Raw genomic sequence first — 19091 nt, forward strand, 5'->3', positions numbered from 1 at the left:
ATCCCCGACACGCAGGAAAGGGACGGCCCCGGGGAATCCGGGGCCGCCCCTCGTGGACGTGCCAGTTACTTCCTGCTGTAGTTCGGTGCCTCGACCGTCATCTGGATGTCGTGCGGGTGGCTCTCCTTGAGACCGGCGGAGGTGATCCGCACGAAGCGGCCCTTGCTCTCCATCTCGTCGACCGAGGCGGCGCCCACGTAACCCATGGTCTGGCGCAGTCCGCCGACGAGCTGGTGCAGCACGTTGGCGAGCGGGCCGCGGTAGGGCACCTGGCCCTCGATGCCCTCGGGGACGAGCTTGTCGTCGGAGGAGACCTCGGCCTGGAAGTACCGGTCCTTGGAGTACGAGCGGCCCTGGCCGCGGGACTGCATGGCGCCCAGCGAGCCCATGCCGCGGTAGGACTTGAACTGCTTGCCGTTGATGAACATCAGCTCGCCGGGGGACTCCTCGCAGCCCGCGAGCAGCGAGCCCAGCATCACGCTGTCGGCGCCCGCGGCGAGCGCCTTGCCGATGTCGCCGGAGTACTGCAGGCCGCCGTCGCCGATGACCGGGACGCCCGCCGCACGGGCGGCGAGGGCCGCCTCGTAGATGGCGGTGACCTGCGGGACGCCGATGCCGGCGACCACTCGGGTGGTACAGATCGAGCCGGGGCCCACGCCGACCTTGACCGCGTCCACGCCGGCGTCGATCAGGGCCTGGGCGCCGTCACGGGTGGCGACGTTGCCGCCGATCACGTCCACGTCCACCGCGGACTTGATCTTCGCCATCCAGTTGAGGGCGTTGGCGTTGTGGCCGTGCGAGGTGTCCACGATCAGGAAGTCCACCCCGGCGCCGGCCAGCGCCTGGGCGCGGTCCAGCGCCTCGGGGCTGGCGCCGACGGCCGCGCCGACCAGCAGCCGGCCCTCGGCGTCCTTGGCGGCGTTGGGGTACTGCTCGGCCTTCTTGAAGTCCTTGACCGTGATGAGGCCCTTGAGGATGCCCGCGTCGTCGACCAGCGGCAGCTTCTCGATCTTGTGGCGACGCAGCAGCTCCATGGCGTCCACGCCGGAGGTGCCGACCTTGCCGGTGACCAACGGCATCGGCGTCATGACCTCGCGCACCTGGCGCGTGCGGTCCGACTCGAAGGCCATGTCGCGGTTGGTGACGATGCCGAGCAGCTTGCCCGCCGGGTCGGTGACCGGGACGCCGCTGATGCGGAACTTGGCGCAGAGCGCGTCGGCCTCACCGAGGGTGGCGTCCGGGCTGACCGTGATCGGGTCGGTGACCATGCCGGACTCGGAACGCTTCACCAGGTCGACCTGGTTGACCTGGTCCTCGACCGAGAGGTTGCGGTGCAGCACACCGACACCGCCCTGCCGGGCCATGGCGATCGCCATCCGGGCCTCGGTCACCTTGTCCATCGCGGCGGACAGCAGCGGGATGTTCACGCGCACGTTCCGCGAGATGAGCGACGAGGTGTCGACCGCATTGGGCAGCACTTCCGATGCGCCCGGAAGCAGCAGCACATCGTCGTAGGTCAGCCCGAGCGTCGCGAATTTCTCCGGCACTCCATCGACGTTCGCAGTCATGACACCTTCCAAATGGTCTTGCTCGGCGCGGATGTCCATGCTAACGGGAACCGGGGGTGGCAGATTCCACGATCATGACAAGCGGCCGAGTTTGTACGTTTCTCCTGCGCGGGCGTACGGCGATGCGGTACGCGGCCGGGCGGCCGATCAGGCCCCGGAGCGGCGGCTACTGCTCGGCGAGGGCGCGGAGCCTGCTCAGCGCCCTGTGCTGGGCAACACGCACCGCCCCCGGCGACATTCCGAGCTTCTGGCCCGTTTCCTCCGCCGTCAGACCGACCGCGACCCGCAGCACCAGCAGTTCGCGCTGGTGCTCGGGGAGGTTGGCGAGCAGCTTCTTGGCCCAGGCGGCGTCGCTGCTGAGCAGCGCCCGCTCCTCGGGGCCGAGGGAGTCGTCGGGCCGCTCCGGCATCTCGTCGGAGGGCACGGCGGTCGATCCGGGGTGGCGCATGGCCGCCCGCTGCAGATCGGCGACCTTGTGCGCGGCGATGGCGAAGACGAAGGCCTCGAAGGGCCGTCCGGTGTCCCGGTAGCGCGGCAGCGCCATGAGCACCGCGACGCACACCTCCTGCGCCAGGTCCTCCACGAAGTGCCGGGCGTCCCCCGGCAGCCGGGAGAGCCGCGAGCGGCAGTAGCGCAGCGCGAGCGGATGGACGTGCGCGAGGAGGTCGTGCGTGGCCTGCTCGTCGCCCTCGACGGCCAGGTGCACCAGGGCACCGATGGCCCCCTGGGCCGCGACCGCCTCTTCGTCACGCATCGGTCCATGGTGCCTTGACGTGACGGCTTCCGCCCCACCGCGTCCGTAGTTGTGCACTGAAGCGTTATGAGCAGGTACGCCAGGACTCATCTCCCGCGCCCTCCCCTTCCGCTCGACCGACCCGTTCCCGAGGAACCCCATCCCTCAAGGATGCGGCATCGGCCGCCGAACCGGGATCGGGCGTCCTGCGCCCCGCCCGCGCGAGGCGGGGCGGGGCGACCGTTCTCCCTAGCGGACCAGGCCCCAGCGGAAGCCGAGCGCCACCGCGTGCGCGCGGTCCGACGCGCCGAGCTTCTTGAAGAGCCGGCGGGCGTGCGTCTTGACCGTGTCCTCGGAGAGGAACAGCTCCCGGCCGATCTCGGCGTTGGACCGGCCGTGGCTCATGCCTTCCAGGACCTGGATCTCGCGCGCGGTGAGCGTCGGGGCGGCGCCCATCTCGGCGGACCGCAGCCGGCGCGGGGCCAGCCGCCAGGTCGGGTCGGCGAGCGCCTGCGTGACGGTCGCGCGCAGCTCCGCGCGGGACGCGTCCTTGTGCAGGTATCCGCGGGCCCCGGCGGCGACCGCGAGCGCGACCCCGTCGAGGTCCTCCGCGACCGTGAGCATGATGATCCGGGCGCCGGGGTCGGCGGACAGCAGTCGGCGGACGGTCTCGACGCCACCCAGACCGGGCATCCGTACGTCCATCAGAATCAGGTCCGAGCGGTCGGCGCCCCAGCGGCGGAGGACTTCCTCGCCATTGGCAGCCGTCGTCACGCGCTCGACGCCGGGCACGGTCGCGACCGCGCGGCGAAGCGCCTCTCGGGCAAGCGGGGAGTCGTCGCAGACGAGGACGGATGTCATGACCGACCTCCACCGCTCGCACAGCTGATGCGCGTCACCTTGGGCCTCCAGGCTGAATACAAGTCGTCACCTGTGCGGTTGACGCTCCCGGACATCTGCCCGATCGCCCTTTCCTTCAACCGCCTCAGCCATCTCAACGACGGTCACTCGAAAGAGTTACGGCCTGGGAATCGGCCCGCCGAAGCCCAAGTGCCCCATTTAGTCAGTTTTCTTCCCTTTTGCTGGTGTCTGAGGCTAGATTCGCAATGAGTCATATTTACATCTACTCACACAGTAGATGTGAGTAGATGTGATGATCTCGGTCATCGTTCCGCCTCAGCACAGACGCAAGGGGACAACCCATGGCAGATTTCTCCCGCCTTCCCGGACCCAACGCCGACCTGTGGGACTGGCAGCTCCTCGCCGCCTGCCGCGGTGTCGACAGTTCGCTGTTCTTCCACCCGGAGGGCGAGCGCGGGGCCGCGCGGAGCGCACGTGAGAACTCGGCGAAGGAGGTCTGCATGCGATGCCCGGTGCGCGCGCAGTGCGCGGCGCACGCCCTCCAGGTCCGGGAGCCCTACGGGGTCTGGGGAGGCCTCACCGAGGACGAACGCGAGGAGCTGATGGGCCGCGCCAGGCACCGTCTGGTTCCGGCGGGCACCGCGACGGCCGCCCAGGACCAGCCACCGGTGAAGGGCGGCGGGGCGGAGCACACGCGCCGCGTCACCCTGGTGAAGTAATCCGTGGACCAATCTCAGAAGGAACGTTTCTTCGCGGTTTTCACCCGCACGGGACGGGACTCACCCGCACGGGACCTGCCACCTGGCGGTCGGCCGCCCGGCGGGCGAGGACGCGGACGGCCCACGGCTGAGGGGGCTGCCCGGCGACCGGCCGCTCAGCGGGTGGCGGCCAGGGTCAGCTGGTCGAGGGTGGCCGCCACGGCCGGCACCTGGGCCAGGTCCGGCAGGGTGAGCGCCACGATCTCGCGCTGCACGGCCGGCTCCACCGCCACGGTGCGCGCACCCATGGGACGTACGGACTCCATGGCCAGTTCGGGCAGGACGGCAACTCCCAGACCGGCGCCGACCAGGCCGATCACGGCCGGGTAGTCGTCGGTCGCGAAATCGATACGCGGCGCGAAACCCGCGCTCTCGCAGACCTCCACGAGTTGTCGGCGGCAGCGCGGGCAGCCCGCGATCCAGGGTTCGTCGGCGAGTTCGACGATGCCCACCGTCCCCGCGTCGGCCAGCCGGTGCCCCTGCGGGACGAGACCGACGAGGCGGTCGGTCAGCAGGGTGCGTACGACCAGGTCGCTCCAGTCCTCGGTGGCGCCGCCCGGCCCGTAGCGGAAGGCGAGGGCCACGTCGCAGTCGCCCTCGCGCAGCATCTCCACCGAGCGCGGGGGTTCGGCGTCGACCAGCGAGACCCGGGTGCCCGGGTGGGCGGCGCGCAGGGCGGCGAGCGCGGTGGGGACCAGGGTGGAGCTGCCGGAGGGGAAGGAGACCAGGCGGACCCGGCCGGCCCGCAGGCCCGCGATGGCGGCGACCTCCTCCTCGGCCGCGGTGAGCCCGGCCAGGATGCCGGAGGCGTGCCGGACGAGGGCCTCGCCGGCCTGGGTGAGGCGCATCTCGCGGCCGGTGCGGATCAGCAGGGTGGTGCCCGCCGACTGCTCCAGGGCCTTCATCTGCTGGCTCACGGCCGGCTGGGTGCAGCCGAGCTCGCGGGCGGCGGCGGAGAAGGACCCGGTGGAGGCGACTGCGCGCAGCACGCGGAGATGACGGGCTTCGATCATGGCGTAAGTATAAGACTTGCTTGGGGAGCGGGGGAATTGATCGCGGGTGACTTTGGGCTCAGCTCGGCTAGCGTTCTCCGTCATGGAGCTATTGAGTGTGAACACGGGGCGGGCGGCGGCCAGCGAGCACACGGATCACCCCTCGGGGCTGACCGGGATCGGCAAGCGACCGGTGGAGGGGCCGGTGGAGGTACGGGAGCCGGGGCCCGGCGGGACCGGCGGCAGCGGGCTCGCCGGCGACGACGTGTGCGACCTGCGCCACCACGGCGGGACGCGGCAGGCCGTCTACGCGTACGCACGCGAGGACCTGGACCGCTGGGAGGGCGAGCTCGGACGGCCGCTGCGCGGCGGGGAGTTCGGGGAGAACTTCACCACCGTGGGCGTGGACGTGAACGGGGCCAGGCTGGGCGAGCGGTGGCGGGTGGGCGCCGACCTGGTTCTTGAGGTGACCGCCTCACGCATCCCGTGCCGTACGTTCGCGGGCGCGCTGAACGAGGACAAGTGGGTGAAGCGCTTCACGGCGGCGGCGGTCCCCGGGGCGTACCTCAGGGTGGTGGAGCCGGGCGCCGTGCGGGCCGGGGACCGGATCGAGGTGGTGCACCGGCCCGCCCACGACGTGACGGTGGCGATGCACTTCAAGGCCTACACGCTGGAGCGGAACCTGCTGCCCCGCCTCCTGGCGGCCGGGGACGTGCTGTCGCCGTACACGCGCGAGAAGGCCCTCGCCCACCTGGAGAAGTACGGCGAAGGCGCGCGATGACGGGTGATCATGCGGGGCACTAACGTGGCCGGCATGACGACTGCACTGATCACCGGAGCGACCGCGGGCATCGGCTCCGCCTTCGCACGGCGTCTGGCCTCCGACGGACACAACCTGGTGCTGGTGGCGCGGAGCACCGAGCGCCTTCGGGAACAGGCCACGGAGCTGCACGACAAGCACGGCGTGGAGGCGGAGGTCCTGACCGCCGACCTGTCCACGGACGACGGGATCGCAGCCGTGGAGAAGCGGCTCGCGGACCGTACGCACCCGGTGGACCTGCTGGTCAACAACGCCGGGTTCGGCAACAAGGGCGAGTTCCTCGAAGTGTCGATGGAGGACGAGCTGACCATGCTGAAGGTGCACTGCGAGGCGGTGCTGCGGCTGACGTCCGCGGCGGTGCGGGGCATGCGGGAGCGGGGGCGGGGCGGGGTCGTCAACGTCGCCTCTGTCGCCGCCTTCGTGCCGCGCGGCACGTACGGCGCGAGCAAGGCGTGGGTCGTGCAGTTCACCCAGGGCGCGGCGAAGGACCTCGGCGGCAGCGGGGTGCGGCTGATGGCGCTGTGCCCCGGTTTCGTCCGGACGGAGTTCCACGAGCGGGCCGGGATGGGGACGGACAACATCCCGTCCTGGATGTGGCTGGACGCGGACAAGCTGGTGGCGGAGGCGCTGAAGGACCTGGCGCGCGGGAAGTCGCTGTCGATCCCCGACCCCCGTTACAAGGCACTCATGGGTGTGGTGAAGGTGGCACCGCGCGGGCTGCTCGGCGGCATCACCTCCCGGACGGGCCGCAAGTACGGGCCGCAGTAGGGATCATCAACCGCAGTAGGGATCATCAACTTCCTTTGATCGAAGGTCAATGCATCGCGTTCGGATGATCGAAACTTCTGTCGTTCGATCAGTGTGGCTGGTCTAGGCTCGGGGTCGAGCCACCACAGAGAGCCACCACACCGCCCAGGGGGATGCGACCGTGCGCGAGAGTGCCGCTGAACGTCACGACCGATTGCTGGAGCTGGTGCGCAGGCACGGCACCGTGCGCGTCTTCGACCTGGCGGGGCTGCTGGGCGTCTCCCCCGTCACCGCCAGGCGGGACGCGGAGGCGCTGGCCGCGAAGGGCCTGCTGGACCGGGTGCACGGGTCCGTGTCGTGGCCGGCGGAGCAGGGCCCGGCACTTCCCGGGCAGCGTTCGGGCGGCCTGGTGCTCGGGCTGCTCGCACCCTCGGCCACGTACTACTTCGCCGAGGTGATCCGGGGTGCGCACGAGGCGGCGGCGCGGGCCGGGGCACGGCTGATCCTGCGGATCTCCGACTACCGGCCCGAGGAGGACCACGCGCGCGTGGAGGGCCTGCTCGCCGCGGGCGCGCAGGGGCTGCTGGTGGCGCCGGGCTGGCGGCGCCCGGAGGATCCGGCGGTGCACGGGGCGTGGATCGCCGGGCTGTCCGTACCCGCCGTACTGCTGGAGCGCCAGCCCGCGCCGGGCTCGGCGGCCGACGGCCTGGACCGGGTGTGCTCCGACCACGGTCACGGGGTGCTGCTCGCGGTACGCCACCTGATGGGGCTCGGGCACGGGACGCCGGTGCTGGTGGCGCGGGCGGACAGTCCCACCGCGCTCTCGGTGCGCGCCGGGTACGCGGCGGCACTCGGCGCGCTGGGCCTTTCCGCGCCGCGGACCGCCATCGACTCCGTACCCGCGGAGCTGGATCCGCGGGGGTTCGAGACGGCGGTGGGGGAACTGCGTGCGGCGGTCGCGGCCGGGGCGACGGCCGCACTGGTGCACAACGACGTGGACGCGATCCAGATCGTGCAGCGACTGGCGGAACTGGGCGTACGGGTTCCGGACGACCTGGCGGTCGTCGCGTACGACGACGAGGTGGCCGCGCTGGCCGACACTCCGCTCACCGCCGTGGCACCGCCCAAGCGCGAAGTGGGCAGGCACGCAACGGAGTTGCTGGTGGAGCGGCTGGGCAGCGAGAGTCCGCAGGAGGCGCCGCGCCGCCATCTGGCGCTGCTGCCCAGGCTGCGGGTGCGGGCGTCGTGCGGGGCGGGCGCGGGGGCAGGGGCGGGCCCGGGAGCGGGAGGCGACGCGGGGGTGGGAGCTGGGGCGGCAGGCGGTGCGGGGGCCGGCGCGGGGGCCGAGGTGGGCACGGAGGGTCAGGTTCCGGCGGGTCCTCGGAGCACTCCCAGCTGATCTAATTTCGATCATTCGATCGTTCGCTCTTGACTTCGTTCAAGGCTGGTCCAAGGATCTCGGCCAACGCCAATGTCGCCGCCTTCCTTACAGGAGCCATGCCGTGAGCCGTAGTTGGAAGAGAACACCACTGGTCATAGCCGGCGCAGCCACCGCCCTCGCCGTCCTCACGGCCTGCGGCGGCAGCAGCGAGGGCGGCTCGACCGCCCCCGGCGCCGACGGGAAGCCCGTCGACATCACCTTCTGGGGCTGGGCGAAGGGCACCAAGGAGGTCGTCGACGCCTTCAACGCCTCGCACACCGACATCAAGGTGAAGTACGAGGAGATCCCGTCGGGCAACGCGGGCGGCTACGCGAAGGTCTCCAACGCGGTGAAGGCCGGCAACGCCCCCGACCTGGCGTCCATCGAGTACCCGATGCTGCCGGAGTTCGTCAGCCAGGGCTCGTTGCAGGACATCGGCCCGCTGCTCGGCGACGACGTGAAGAAGAAGTTCCTGCCGCAGGCGGTGGAGCTCACCACGCTCGGCGGCAAGAACTGGGCGGTGCCCTTCGACGCGGCTCCGCAGGCCTTCTTCTACCGCAAGGACCTGTTCGAGAAGTACGGCGTCGAGGTGCCGAAGACCTGGGACGATTTCCGCAAGGCCGCCGAGAAGGTCAAGAAGGCCGACGCGAAGGCGCGGATCGGCACCTTCTTCCCCGACGACCCGAGCACGTTCCAGGCGATGGCCTGGCAGGCGGGTGCCCAGTGGTTCAAGGCCGAGGGCGACACCTGGAAGGTGAACACCACCGACGCGGCGACCACGAAGGTCTCCGCGTACTGGCAGCAGCTCCTCGACGACGAACTCATCCGCAACAGCGCCTCGTTCAGCCCCGAGTGGACCAACTCCCTCAAGAGCGGCGGCACCATCGGCTACCTCGGCGCGGCCTGGGGCGCGGGCGTGCTGAAGGGCACGCTGCCCGAGCAGAGCGGCAAGTGGGCGGTGGCCCCGATGCCGACGTGGGACGGGAAGGCGGCCAGCGGAATGCTCGGCGGCTCGACGTTCGCCGTGCCCAAGGGCAGCGAGAAGGCAAAGGCGGCGGTCGAGTTCGCGAAGTGGATGACGACGACGGAGGCGGGCATCAAGGCCCGTATCGCGTCCGGCACTTCGAGCGCCTTCCCCGCGGCCTCCGAGCTGCGCCCCGCCGCCAAGCAGGCCTTCGACGCGAAGTACTTCGGCGGCCAGGACATCTACCAGGTCTTCGAGGACGCAGGCGCCTCGATCGGTGCGAACTGGTCGTGGGGCCCGAGCACCGGCACCACCAACAGCGTCATCAAGGACCAGTTCGGCAAGGTGACGCACGGCGGCACCACCGTCGCCGACGCGGTGAAGGCCGGCCACGAAGCGACCGTCGCCGAACTGAAGAAGCGCGGCCTGAAGGTCGAGGGCTGAGCAGCACCATGACCACCACGAAGGCCACCACCCGGCCCGGTGCAACCGCCACCGGGCCGGGCGACCCCACCGCTTCCGGGCCGAGGCGCACCGTCGGGCGCGGCCGCCCGACCGCCCGCGCCCGTACCAATGCCGCAGCCGCGCTCCTCCTCACCCCCTTCTTCGTGCTGTTCGTCCTGGTCATGGTCGTGCCGATCGGTTACGCGGTATGGCTCAGCCTGTTCAGCGAGAAGCAGTCGGGGCTGGGCTTCGGCGGGGCCGAGACCGTGTTCAGCGGGCTCGACAACTACGCGGCGGCGCTGGGCGACGCGGCCTTCCGCGAGGGCTTCGTCGTACTCCTGGGGTACTGCGCGCTCTACATCCCGCTGATGATCGGCGGGGCCCTCGCCCTGGCGTTGCTGCTCGACTCGGCGCTCGCCCGCGCGCGCCGCTTCTTCCAGCTCGCGCTGTTCCTGCCGCACGCCGTGCCCGGCATCATCGCCGCGCTGATCTGGGTGTACCTCTACACGCCCCAGCTCAGTCCGGTGGTGAACGCGATGGAGGCCGGCGGTGTCGGCTTCGACTTCTTCGCACCGTCGGGCGCCCTGCCCTCCGTGGTCAACATCGCGCTGTGGGAGTGGCTCGGCTACAACATGGTGATCTTCTACGCGGCCCTCCAGGCCGTCGACCGGTCCGTCCTGGAGGCGGCCACCGTGGACGGGGCGGGGGCCTGGCGCACCGCCTTCAGCATCAAGGTGCCGCTGATCAGGGCGTCGGTGGTGATGGTCGCGCTGTTCACCGTCATCGGCTCGCTCCAGCTGTTCACCGAGCCGCTGATCCTCAACAAGGGCACCGGCTCCGCCGTCTCCTCCACCTGGACGCCGAACATGTACGCCTACACCGCCGCCTTCGACCGCAACGACTACGGGCTGGCCGCCGCCGCGTCCGTGCTCCTCGCCGTCACGGCCGCGCTGCTGTCGTTCGTCGTGACGCGGCTGACGAGCGGCCGCAAGCAGAAGAAGGCGAAGAGGAACGCGAAGGTGGCGACCGTATGAGCACCCAGGCAGACACCGTCTCCCGCCCGGCCCCCCGCACCGCGCCCACGGCCTCCTCCCCGCCCCGCAACTCCCCGGCCTCCCGCTGGCTCTCCCGTACCGCGGTGAACGGGGCGCTCGTCCTCGCCACGATGTACATGCTCTTCCCCCTGGTCTGGCTGCTCACCGCCGCCACCAAGGACGCCGGCGGGCTGCTCGCGGGCAACGCCTTCTCCTTCGAGGGCTTCGACCTGGGCCAGAACCTCTCCGACCTGGCCTCGCACGGCGACGGCATCTACTTCCGCTGGTACGCCAACTCCCTGCTGTACGCGGGGGTGGGCGCCGTCCTGAGCTCGCTGGTGAGCGTCGCGGCCGGTTACGCCTTCGACAAGTACACCTTCCGCGGCAAGGAGAAGCTGTTCTCCACGGTGCTGCTCGGCGTGCTGGTCCCGACGACCGCGCTCGCCCTGCCGATGTATCTGCTGGCCAGCAAGATCGGACTGGTCAACACCTACTGGGCGGTGCTCCTGCCGGTCCTGGTGCACCCCTTCGGCGTCTACCTCTCCCGGGTCTTCAGCGCCGGCTACATCCCGGACGAGGCCCTGGAGGCCGCCCGTATCGACGGGGCGGGCGAGCTGCGGATCTTCTTCTCCATCGGTCTGCCCATGGTGATGCCCGGCTTCGTGACCGTCTTCCTCTTCCAGTTCACCGCGATCTGGAACAACTTCTTCCTCCCCCTGGTGATGCTCTCGGACCAGAAGCTCTTCCCGCTGAGCCTCGGGCTGTACGCATGGAACTCGGGCGCCCACGCCGAGCCGACCTACCTGCCGATGGTCGTCACCGGCTCCCTCCTCGCCGTCATCCCCCTGATCGTCGCCTTCGTCTCCCTCCAGCGGCACTGGAAGGCCGGGCTCACCGCCGGCAGCGTCAAGTGACGGCGGGCAGCCCCGCCACCTGGCCCGCCGGCCGGCCCCGGACGCCGAACGACCTGATGAGGAGAGCTGAGTCCCACCGTGAGTCCCACCATGCACCACGCCACTGACAATTCCCCCGGCGTCCTGCGGGCCCCCGAGGGGGCCGCAGGTGACCGGCGGCCCGTGACCCTCCTCGCCATGGCCCCCGGCACCGCGGAGCGCCTGTTCAGCGACGGACAGCGCGCCCGCCTGGCCGCCATCGCCCGTACCGACCCGGAGCTGGTCGCCCACGACCTGCACGACCCCGGGTACGCCGCCGCGCTCGCCGACGCGGAGGTGCTGCTCACCTGCTGGGGCGCCACCCCGCTCACCCCCGAGGTACTGGCCCGCGCCCCGAAGCTCCGCGCCGTCGTGCACGCCGCCGGCTCCGTCAAGCACCACGTCACCGCCGCCTGCTGGGACCGTGGCCTGCTGGTCAGCGCCGCCGCCGGGGCCAACGCCCTGCCGGTCGCCGAGTACACGCTCGCCGCGATCCTCTTCGCGGGCAAGCAGGTGCACCGGGCGGCCCGCAGATACCGGGAGCTGGCCGGAGGCGACCACGACTGGCGCACCGAGCTGCACTCCTCGGGCAACTACCGCCGCACGGTGGGCATCGTCGGCGCCTCCCGGATCGGCCGGCGCGTCATCGAGCTGCTGCGCCCCTTCGACGTGCGGGTCCTGTTGTACGACCCGTACGTGAGCCGGACCGAGGCCGCCCTGCTCGGCGCGGAGCCGGTCGGGCTGACGGAACTCTGCGCCCGGAGCTCGATCGTCTCGGTGCACGCCCCGCAGCTGCCGGAGACCCGGCACATGATCGGCGCGGCCCAGCTGGCGGCGATGCCCGACGGGGCGACGCTGATCAACACCTCGCGGGGGTCCCTGGTGGACGAGGCGGCGCTGCTGCCGCACCTGCGGACCGGCCGGCTGGACGGTGTGCTCGACGTGACGGAGCCGGAGGTTCCGGTAGCCGGGTCACCGCTGTACGACCTGCCGAACGTACTGCTCACCCCGCACCTCGCGGGGTCCTTCGGGAACGAGTTGCACCGGATGGCGGAGCACGCCCTGGACGAGCTGGAGCGGTACGCGGACGGGACGCCGTTCACGGAGGCGGTGCACTCCGACGCGCTGGGGCACTCGGCGTAGGGCCCACCGCGGGGCCCGCGTCCGCGCCTGCGCCGCGTCCCCGTCCGCGTCACATCGGCGCCACACGCACCGAAGCCCGGCCCCCGCCGCGAAGGCGGGGGCCGGGCTTCAGGAGTGTGCGGTTACTGCCGGCTGAGCCTGGGCTCAGTGGGAGTGGCCGTGACCGCCGTGACCGGCCTCGGCCTCTTCCTCGGCCGGCTTCTCGACGACCAGGGTCTCGGTCGTGAGCAGCAGCGACGCGATGGAAGCGGCGTTCTCCAGGGCGGAGCGGGTGACCTTGACCGGGTCGATGACACCGGCCTTGACCAGGTCGCCGTACTCGCCGGTGGCGGCGTTGAAGCCCTGACCGGCGTCGAGGTCGGCGACCTTCGAGGTGATGACGTAACCCTCAAGGCCGGCGTTCTCGGCGATCCAGCGCAGCGGCTCGACGGCGGCGCGGCGGACGACCGCGACACCCGTGGCCTCGTCGCCGGTCTTGCCGAGGTTGCCCTCAAGGACCTTCACGGCGTGGACGAGCGCGGAGCCACCACCGGAGACGATGCCCTCCTCGACCGCGGCGCGGGTCGCGGAGATGGCGTCCTCCAGGCGGTGCTTCTTCTCCTTGAGCTCGACCTCGGTCGCGGCGCCGACCTTGATGACGCAGACGCCGCCGGCGAGCTTCGCCAGGCGCTCCTGCAGCTTCTCGCGGTCCCAGTCGGAGTCCGTGGACTCGATCTCGGCCTTGATCTGGTTGACGCGGCCCTTGACGTCCTCGGAGTTGCCCCCGCCGTCGACGATGACCGTGTCGTCCTTGGAGATCGTGACGCGGCGGGCGGTGCCCAGTACGTCAAGACCGGCCTGGTCGAGCTTGAGGCCGACCTCTTCGGCGATGACGGTGGCACCGGTGAGGGTGGCCATGTCACCGAGCATCGCCTTGCGGCGGTCGCCGAAGCCCGGGGCCTTGACGGCCACGGCGTTGAACGTGCCGCGGATCTTGTTGACGACGAGGGTGGAGAGCGCCTCGCCCTCGACGTCCTCGGCGATGATCAGCAGCGGCTTGGAGCCACCGGCCTGGATGACCTTCTCCAGGAGCGGCAGCAGGTCCTGGATCGAGCCGATCTTGCCCTGGTGGATCAGGATGTACGGGTCGTCGAGGACGGCCTCCATACGCTCCTGGTCGGTCACCATGTACGGCGAGAGGTAACCCTTGTCGAAGGCCATGCCCTCGGTGAAGTCGAGCTCCAGACCGAAGGTGTTGGACTCCTCGACGGTGATGACACCGTCCTTGCCGACCTTGTCCATCGCCTCGGCGATGAGCTCGCCGACCTGCTGGTCCTGCGCGGAGAGCGCGGCCACGGCGGCGATGTCGGACTTGTCGTCGATCGGACGGGCGGTGCTGAGGAGCTCCTCGGACACGGCCTTGACCGCGGCGTCGATGCCCTTCTTCAGGGCGGCCGGGGAAGCACCCGCGGCGACGTTGCGCAGACCCTCACGGACCAGCGCCTGGGCCAGCACGGTGGCGGTGGTCGTACCGTCACCCGCGATGTCGTTGGTCTTGGTCGCCACCTCCTTCACCAGCTGGGCGCCGAGGTTCTCGTACGGGTCGTCGAGCTCGACCTCACGCGCGATGGTGACACCGTCGTTGGTGATGGTCGGGGCGCCGAACTTCTTGTCGATGACGACGTTGCGGCCACGGGGGCCGATCGTCACCTTCACGGTGTCGGCAAGCTTGTTGACGCCGCGCTCAAGGGCGCGACGGGCGTCCTCGTCGAACTTCAGGATCTTCGCCATGGAGCTTTCTCAAGTCCTCTCGAAATACGAACTGCGCCCCTGGACGCCCGGCGTGTGAGCGGGGGCCAGGGGCGCAGAACAAATAATGCGGAAGTGGGTACTTCCCGGCTTGCTTACTTCTCGACGATGGCGAGAACGTCGCGGGCCGAGAGGACGAGGTACTCCTCGCCGCTGTACTTCACCTCGGTGCCGCCGTACTTGCTGTACAGCACCACGTCGCCGACGGTCACGTCGAGCGGAAGGCGCTCGCCGTTCTCGAACCGGCCCGGGCCCACTGCGAGGACGGTGCCCTCCTGGGGCTTCTCCTTCGCGGTGTCCGGGATGACCAGGCCAGAGGCCGTGGTCTGCTCGGCGTCGAGCGGCTGGACCACAATGCGGTCCTCAAGCGGCTTGATGGCAACCTTGGAGCTTGCGGTCGTCACGATCCGGTCTCCCCCTTCGGAGATCTCACGGGGTTAACAGTCTGGGGTGGCGACCAGGTGGATCCGTCGTCGCGGGTGCCGGACCTGCCCGTCGCTGTGTTGGCACTCTCCAGTGGTGAGTGCCAGTGCCGAGACTATGACGCGGTTAGCACTCGGTCAAGCGGAGTGCCAATTGAGGACACCCGGAAGTGGCCGAGTCAGCCACCGGACCGCATCCGGCCGTACGAAAGTACGAGCTACGCCCACCGATCCGGCCCGCACCCCGGGGCTGCCCCCCCCCCCCGGCCCCCCAGCCCCCTCCTCACACGTAGTCCTCCAGCTTGGCCACGGCGTAGCCCTTGGCGGTGATCGTCTTCATGACGCGTCGGATCATGTCGGGCATGGAGCCCTTCCAGTCGCCCTTCCCGCGGAAATGGGTCAGCACGATGTCCCCCGGGTGCAGGTCCTTGTCCCACTCCCGCCACTCCATGTGGTCCGGGAAGGCCTCCGCCGCCCACAGCGGGACCGCCTTCACACCGCAGGACTTGGCGGCGATGAGGGTGTCCTTGTTGTAGTTGCCGTACGGCGGGCGGAAGAGCGGGGGCCGCTTGCCGTAGCGCTTCTCGATGTTGGACTGCTGGTCGCAGATCTCGCGCTTCTGCTCGTCGTACGAAAGGCCGGGCAGGTACGGGTGGTTGAGGGTGTGGTTGTGCAGGGCGACACCCTTGCCCTGCATCTTCTTGAAGTACGCGTAGTCCTCCTTCACCAGGTAGTCGGAGAGGAACGCGCTGTACGGGATCTTCAGCTCGTCCATCATCCGGATCAGTTCGGGGTCCTTCTCCGCGCCGTCGTCGATGGTCAGGAAGACGACCCGGTCCTTCACCGGCACGGTCGTGAAGACGGGTGGCAGCCCCTCGGAGACCTGCCCGTCCACCTCGAAACCCGGCCGGGCCTTGATCTTCGGCTTGACGCTGGGCGGCGGGGGCACGGCCAGGGGCGGTTGCACCAGTCCCCACCGCTTGGCCGCCACCACCCTTGCCGCCTGCGCCGCCTTGGCCGCGGCCCGCTGCTGCCGCAGTCGCTCGGCGGGCGAGAGCAGCGCGCCGGCCGCGCCGTCCACCTGCTTGCGTCCCTCCCCCTGCTCCTTCCCGACGACGGACTCGCCCCGTCCACCCGCCTCCTCCTCGGCCGGGGTCGCGCACCCCGAGGCGATCGCGGCCGTCACCAGAACCGCTACCGCCATCGTGCACCGTCTACGCCCGACTGCTCCCGAGTTGTTCACAGAGAGCCCTCTTTCTTCCTTTTGTCGTACAAGTCGTATGGCGCCGCATCCTGTCAGCGGGGGGCGGCGAGAGACGGACGACACCGCGAGGGCGGGCGCGCGGTCGCCCGGCTGGCCCACAAGGAGCCGGTCCCGCGGCAGGGCCGGGGGCTCTCAGCCACCCCACGGCCGCGCGGAACCCGCGGCAGGGCCGGGGCTCTCAGCCACCCCACGGCCGCGCGAAACCCGGGCCAGGCGTACGGCTCGCGCGAGCTGGACCACAATGGACCGGGTGACGAAGCATCCCGGCCGCCCCACCGACGCCGAAGCCGCCGCGGGCGCCCACGCAGACGCCCCCGCCCTCCCCGACGCACCGGACGCCACCCCCGACGCGACGGACGCCCAGTCCGACGACCCCGCCCTGGCCCCCCTGCTCGCCCTGCTCACCCCCGAGGGCCAGGCCCTCCTCGACGAGTTGCGGGACTACGACCCCGCCCACGCCCTGGCGCTCGCGACCCGGCTCCGGCGCGACCACCCGGCCGAGCTGGTGTCGGCCGCGCTCGCGCAGGCCCGGTTGCGGCAGCGCGCGGCGGTGAAGTTCGGCGCCGAGGACGCCCACCGGATGTACTTCACGCCCAACGGGGTCGAGCAGTCGACCCGTAAGTCCGTCGGCGAGTACCGCGCGGCCCGCTTCCGTACGATCGTGCCCCCGTCGACCCCCCAGGTCCTCGACCTGTGCGGCGGCGTCGGCGGCGACGCCCTCGCCATGGCCCGCGCGGGCCTGTCCGTCACCGCCGTCGACCTCGACCCCGCCACCTGCCTCGCCGCCCGCGCCAACGCACGGGCCCTGCTCCCCGACCCGTCCGTGCTGTCCGTCGTACGGGCAGACGTCCTCACCTACGACCTCACCGGCGCACGGTCCCTCTTCATCGACCCCGCCCGCAGGTCCGGCGCGCGCGGCCGGATCTTCGACCCCGAGGCGTACTCCCCGCCGCTCTCCTTCTCCGTCGCGGCGGTACGCCAGGTCGGCACGGGCGCCATCAAGATCGCCCCCGGAATCCCCCACGAGCTCGTCCCCGACGACTTCGAGGCCGAGTGGATCTCCGACAACGGCGATGTGAAGGAAGCGGTGCTCTGGCACGCGCCCGCGGCCACGGCCGTCACCGCGGGAGCCCGCCGCGCCACCCTCCTCCCGTCCGGCGCCACCCTCGTCGGCCGCGGCCTGCCCAACCCCGACGTCCGCGAGGTCGGCCGCTACCTCTACGAACCCGACGGCGCCGTCATCCGCGCCCACCTCGTCGCCGAGGTCGCGGCGGACCTCGACGGCGGTCTGATCGACGAGACGATCGCCTACATCACCGCCGACGAACGACGCCCCACCCCGTACGCCACTGCGTACGAGATCACCGATCAACTCCCCTTCGGCATGAAGAAACTGAAGGCACTTCTGCGGGAGCGCGAGGTCGGCGTCCTCACCGTGAAGAAGCGCGGCTCGGCGGTCGAACCCGAAGAACTCCGCAAGAAGATGAAGCTCTCCGGCAAGAACTCCACGACCGTCTTCCTCACCCGCGTCGCAGGCGCCCCCACCATGCTGCTCGGCCACCCGGTCTGAACGCCGCCCGCCCGCGCGGCACCCGGACCGCCCACCGGTAGTGACCCACCGCCTTCATCGTCCCCAGCAGTCCCACCACCCACAGCGCGAGGCCAAGACCGATGAAGAAGGCCGCGTCGGCGTACGTCGACGTTCCCGGGCGGGCGCTCGCCGCGTAGCCGAGCGAGGTCACCAGGCCCACCGCCGCGAGCACGAAGGAAGGGAGCAGCCAGCCCAGGCTCCGGGCCGGGGTGGCCAATCCGGCGTCCACCGCCGGGTCCTGCCCCAACTCACCCCAGGCGTGCAACCGTTCGCGTATCGTGCGGTCGCGCCGCACCCCCAGCCACAGCAGGATCACCGCGGGTACGAGCCCCCCGATGCCCAGCACGAGAAAGATCCCACCGATCAGAACGTCGGGGAACATGCCCTGCTCGAAGGTCTGCATCGCGATCCCGACGCACCCCCACGCGACCGCCAGCAGTACTCCGTAGAGCCAGAATCCGACAGCTGCCGGTACCCCGAGCCATCTGCGCGTCAACTCCCGCATCGCACGCGCCCGGTCGGCCAGCATCGCTTCCCGGTTTGGCCAGGCCCAGATGTCGGGGGAGGGCGGCGGTGGCGGCAGCGGCGAGCGGGACATGGCAGGTCCTTCGTGCGTACGGGCGGGCGGACGAGCGGCCGGTACGCAGCAGGGCGGGCGGACGAGCGGCCGTGCGAGCCCGCGTACGGGCCGGCGACCACAGTACTGCTCAGAGTCCGAGCAGCACCGTCGCGTTCTCCTCCGGCACGTGTGCGTCGAACCCTTCCTCCGCACGGTACGGATAACCACTGCCCCGCAGCAGCCGCTCCGGCCCGTACGTCACCGCTGCCCGCCGCAGGGCGTCCGCGTCGGTGACGGCGTGGTGGTGGAGGGGGCTGAGGGGGCGGTCGGGCGGCGTCCTCCCGGTGGTGATCGGACGGATGCCCGGGTAGGCACTCAAGTCCATCTCGTCGTACGACTGTTGTACGTTCTCGCCGCCCGTGGGATGCAGGAGGAGCACGGCGCCGCGTCGCTCCAGCGCGTCGAGGAGGGGAACGAACTCCGGGTCACCGAGCGACCGTCCGAGGACGGTGGTGGTGATGGCCGCCCCCAGGAACCCCAACTCGTCCATGCAGTGGCCCAGTTCGTCACCCGCCGCGAGGCCGTTGGGCAGGGGCAGCGCGGCGAGGGCGCGGAAGCGGGTGGGGTGAGCTCGGACCAGGTCGGCGAAGGCGGCGTTGGCGACCCTCGCGGCCCCGAGCGCCTGCGAGGTGTCGTCGAAGTACGGCGTCAGAGGTGTCGCCGACACCACCTGCACATCGGTCCCGGCGGCGTCCATGGCCGCGATCCGGGCGTCGATCTCGGCGGGGGTGCTGCCGCCGCCACCGCCACGGAGCCCGGCCGTCCGCACCGGAGAGCCGCCGACCTCGTCCAGCACGTCCAGGTACTGCTCGGGAAAGTAGTGCGCGTGTACGTCGACGCTGGTCATGCTCGCGTGCCTCCTTCACCGGCCCCGGCCCCGTGCCCGTGCGGGGTCCCACGGATGCGCGGGTCCCCGTACGAGGCTCCCACGGGCGGACCCGGAGCGCGCGGCGACGGGATCGGGGCGAGGGACGGGTGGCGTCGGCCCCAC

18 protein-coding genes are annotated in these 19091 nt (G+C 71.0%); 9 read left to right on the top strand and 9 right to left on the bottom strand.

Annotation, left to right across the window (positions count from 1 at the left end):
* Positions 1-65 precede the first annotated feature (65 nt).
* From guaB to ACIQM4_RS08010, 3 genes are all read right to left on the bottom strand, one after another.
* Positions 66-1568, bottom strand: a complete 1503-nt coding sequence (gene guaB, locus ACIQM4_RS08000; RefSeq protein WP_401587567.1) for an IMP dehydrogenase — start codon at positions 1566-1568, stop codon at positions 66-68.
* A gap of 166 nt (positions 1569-1734) precedes the next feature.
* Complete coding sequence (locus tag ACIQM4_RS08005) at positions 1735-2322, bottom strand: sigma-70 family RNA polymerase sigma factor (protein ID WP_362417467.1); 588 nt, start codon at positions 2320-2322, stop codon at positions 1735-1737.
* Between the two features lie 228 nt (positions 2323-2550).
* Positions 2551-3162 carry a response regulator transcription factor gene (locus ACIQM4_RS08010; RefSeq protein WP_003948568.1) on the bottom strand — a complete coding sequence of 204 codons (612 nt, stop codon included), beginning with the start codon at positions 3160-3162 and terminating at the stop codon, positions 2551-2553.
* Between the two features lie 341 nt (positions 3163-3503).
* Between ACIQM4_RS08010 and ACIQM4_RS08015 the strand changes: the two genes are divergently transcribed.
* Positions 3504-3881 (top strand): WhiB family transcriptional regulator, encoded by a 378-nt coding sequence (locus ACIQM4_RS08015; RefSeq protein ID WP_401587570.1) that lies wholly within the window; start codon positions 3504-3506, stop codon positions 3879-3881.
* A 155-nt stretch (positions 3882-4036) separates the two neighbouring features.
* Here the strand turns inward: ACIQM4_RS08015 and ACIQM4_RS08020 are convergent, their stop codons facing one another.
* Positions 4037-4933 carry a LysR family transcriptional regulator gene (locus tag ACIQM4_RS08020; protein ID WP_401587573.1) on the bottom strand — a complete coding sequence of 299 codons (897 nt, stop codon included), beginning with the start codon at positions 4931-4933 and terminating at the stop codon, positions 4037-4039.
* 82 nt (positions 4934-5015) lie between these two features.
* Between ACIQM4_RS08020 and ACIQM4_RS08025 the strand changes: the two genes are divergently transcribed.
* The 7 genes from ACIQM4_RS08025 (at position 5016) to ACIQM4_RS08055 (ending at position 12416) form a co-directional block, all read left to right on the top strand.
* Positions 5016-5693 carry an MOSC domain-containing protein gene (locus ACIQM4_RS08025; RefSeq protein ID WP_401587575.1) on the top strand — a complete coding sequence of 226 codons (678 nt, stop codon included), beginning with the start codon at positions 5016-5018 and terminating at the stop codon, positions 5691-5693.
* Between the two features lie 33 nt (positions 5694-5726).
* On the top strand, positions 5727-6500 hold the full coding sequence (locus ACIQM4_RS08030) for an SDR family NAD(P)-dependent oxidoreductase (RefSeq protein WP_401587578.1): 774 nt from the start codon (positions 5727-5729) through the stop codon (positions 6498-6500).
* Between the two features lie 160 nt (positions 6501-6660).
* A complete protein-coding gene (locus ACIQM4_RS08035; protein WP_401587581.1) occupies positions 6661-7878 on the top strand; it encodes a substrate-binding domain-containing protein in 1218 nt (405 codons plus the stop codon).
* 103 nt (positions 7879-7981) lie between these two features.
* Complete coding sequence (locus tag ACIQM4_RS08040) at positions 7982-9307, top strand: ABC transporter substrate-binding protein (protein WP_401587584.1); 1326 nt, start codon at positions 7982-7984, stop codon at positions 9305-9307.
* 8 nt (positions 9308-9315) lie between these two features.
* Positions 9316-10341, top strand: coding sequence for a carbohydrate ABC transporter permease (locus tag ACIQM4_RS08045; protein ID WP_401587586.1), 1026 nt, complete (start codon positions 9316-9318; stop codon positions 10339-10341).
* 131 nt (positions 10342-10472) lie between these two features.
* Positions 10473-11255, top strand: a complete 783-nt coding sequence (locus ACIQM4_RS08050) for a carbohydrate ABC transporter permease (protein ID WP_401588221.1) — start codon at positions 10473-10475, stop codon at positions 11253-11255.
* Between the two features lie 177 nt (positions 11256-11432).
* The gene (locus tag ACIQM4_RS08055; protein ID WP_401588224.1) at positions 11433-12416 is read left to right on the top strand and encodes a hydroxyacid dehydrogenase; all 984 of its coding nucleotides are present in this window, start codon (positions 11433-11435) and stop codon (positions 12414-12416) included.
* Positions 12417-12560: 144 nt separating this feature from the next.
* Here the strand turns inward: ACIQM4_RS08055 and groL are convergent, their stop codons facing one another.
* The 3 genes from groL to ACIQM4_RS08070 all read right to left on the bottom strand — a co-directional run bounded on the left by groL (position 12561) and on the right by ACIQM4_RS08070 (position 15908).
* Entirely contained in the window at positions 12561-14186 is a 1626-nt protein-coding gene (gene groL, locus ACIQM4_RS08060; RefSeq protein ID WP_401587589.1) for a chaperonin GroEL, read from the bottom strand.
* Positions 14187-14299: 113 nt separating this feature from the next.
* Entirely contained in the window at positions 14300-14608 is a 309-nt protein-coding gene (groES, locus tag ACIQM4_RS08065; RefSeq protein WP_401587591.1) for a co-chaperone GroES, read from the bottom strand.
* Between the two features lie 301 nt (positions 14609-14909).
* Complete coding sequence (locus ACIQM4_RS08070; RefSeq protein ID WP_401588227.1) at positions 14910-15908, bottom strand: polysaccharide deacetylase family protein; 999 nt, start codon at positions 15906-15908, stop codon at positions 14910-14912.
* 361 nt (positions 15909-16269) lie between these two features.
* Between ACIQM4_RS08070 and ACIQM4_RS08075 the strand changes: the two genes are divergently transcribed.
* The gene (locus ACIQM4_RS08075) at positions 16270-17460 is read left to right on the top strand and encodes an SAM-dependent methyltransferase (protein ID WP_401588229.1); all 1191 of its coding nucleotides are present in this window, start codon (positions 16270-16272) and stop codon (positions 17458-17460) included.
* Here the strand turns inward: ACIQM4_RS08075 and ACIQM4_RS08080 are convergent.
* Both ACIQM4_RS08080 and ACIQM4_RS08085 read right to left on the bottom strand, forming a co-directional pair.
* Positions 17411-18079 (bottom strand): hypothetical protein, encoded by a 669-nt coding sequence (locus ACIQM4_RS08080; protein WP_401587593.1) that lies wholly within the window; start codon positions 18077-18079, stop codon positions 17411-17413. The two genes, ACIQM4_RS08075 and ACIQM4_RS08080, sit on opposite strands and share 50 nt — an antisense overlap.
* 109 nt (positions 18080-18188) lie before the next feature.
* Positions 18189-18947 (bottom strand): amidohydrolase family protein, encoded by a 759-nt coding sequence (locus ACIQM4_RS08085; RefSeq protein ID WP_401587596.1) that lies wholly within the window; start codon positions 18945-18947, stop codon positions 18189-18191.
* Between the last annotated feature and the right edge of the window lie 144 nt (positions 18948-19091).

The sequence above is a fragment of the Streptomyces sp. NPDC091272 genome (assembly GCF_044757485.1).
GTDB lineage: Bacteria > Actinomycetota > Actinomycetes > Streptomycetales > Streptomycetaceae > Streptomyces.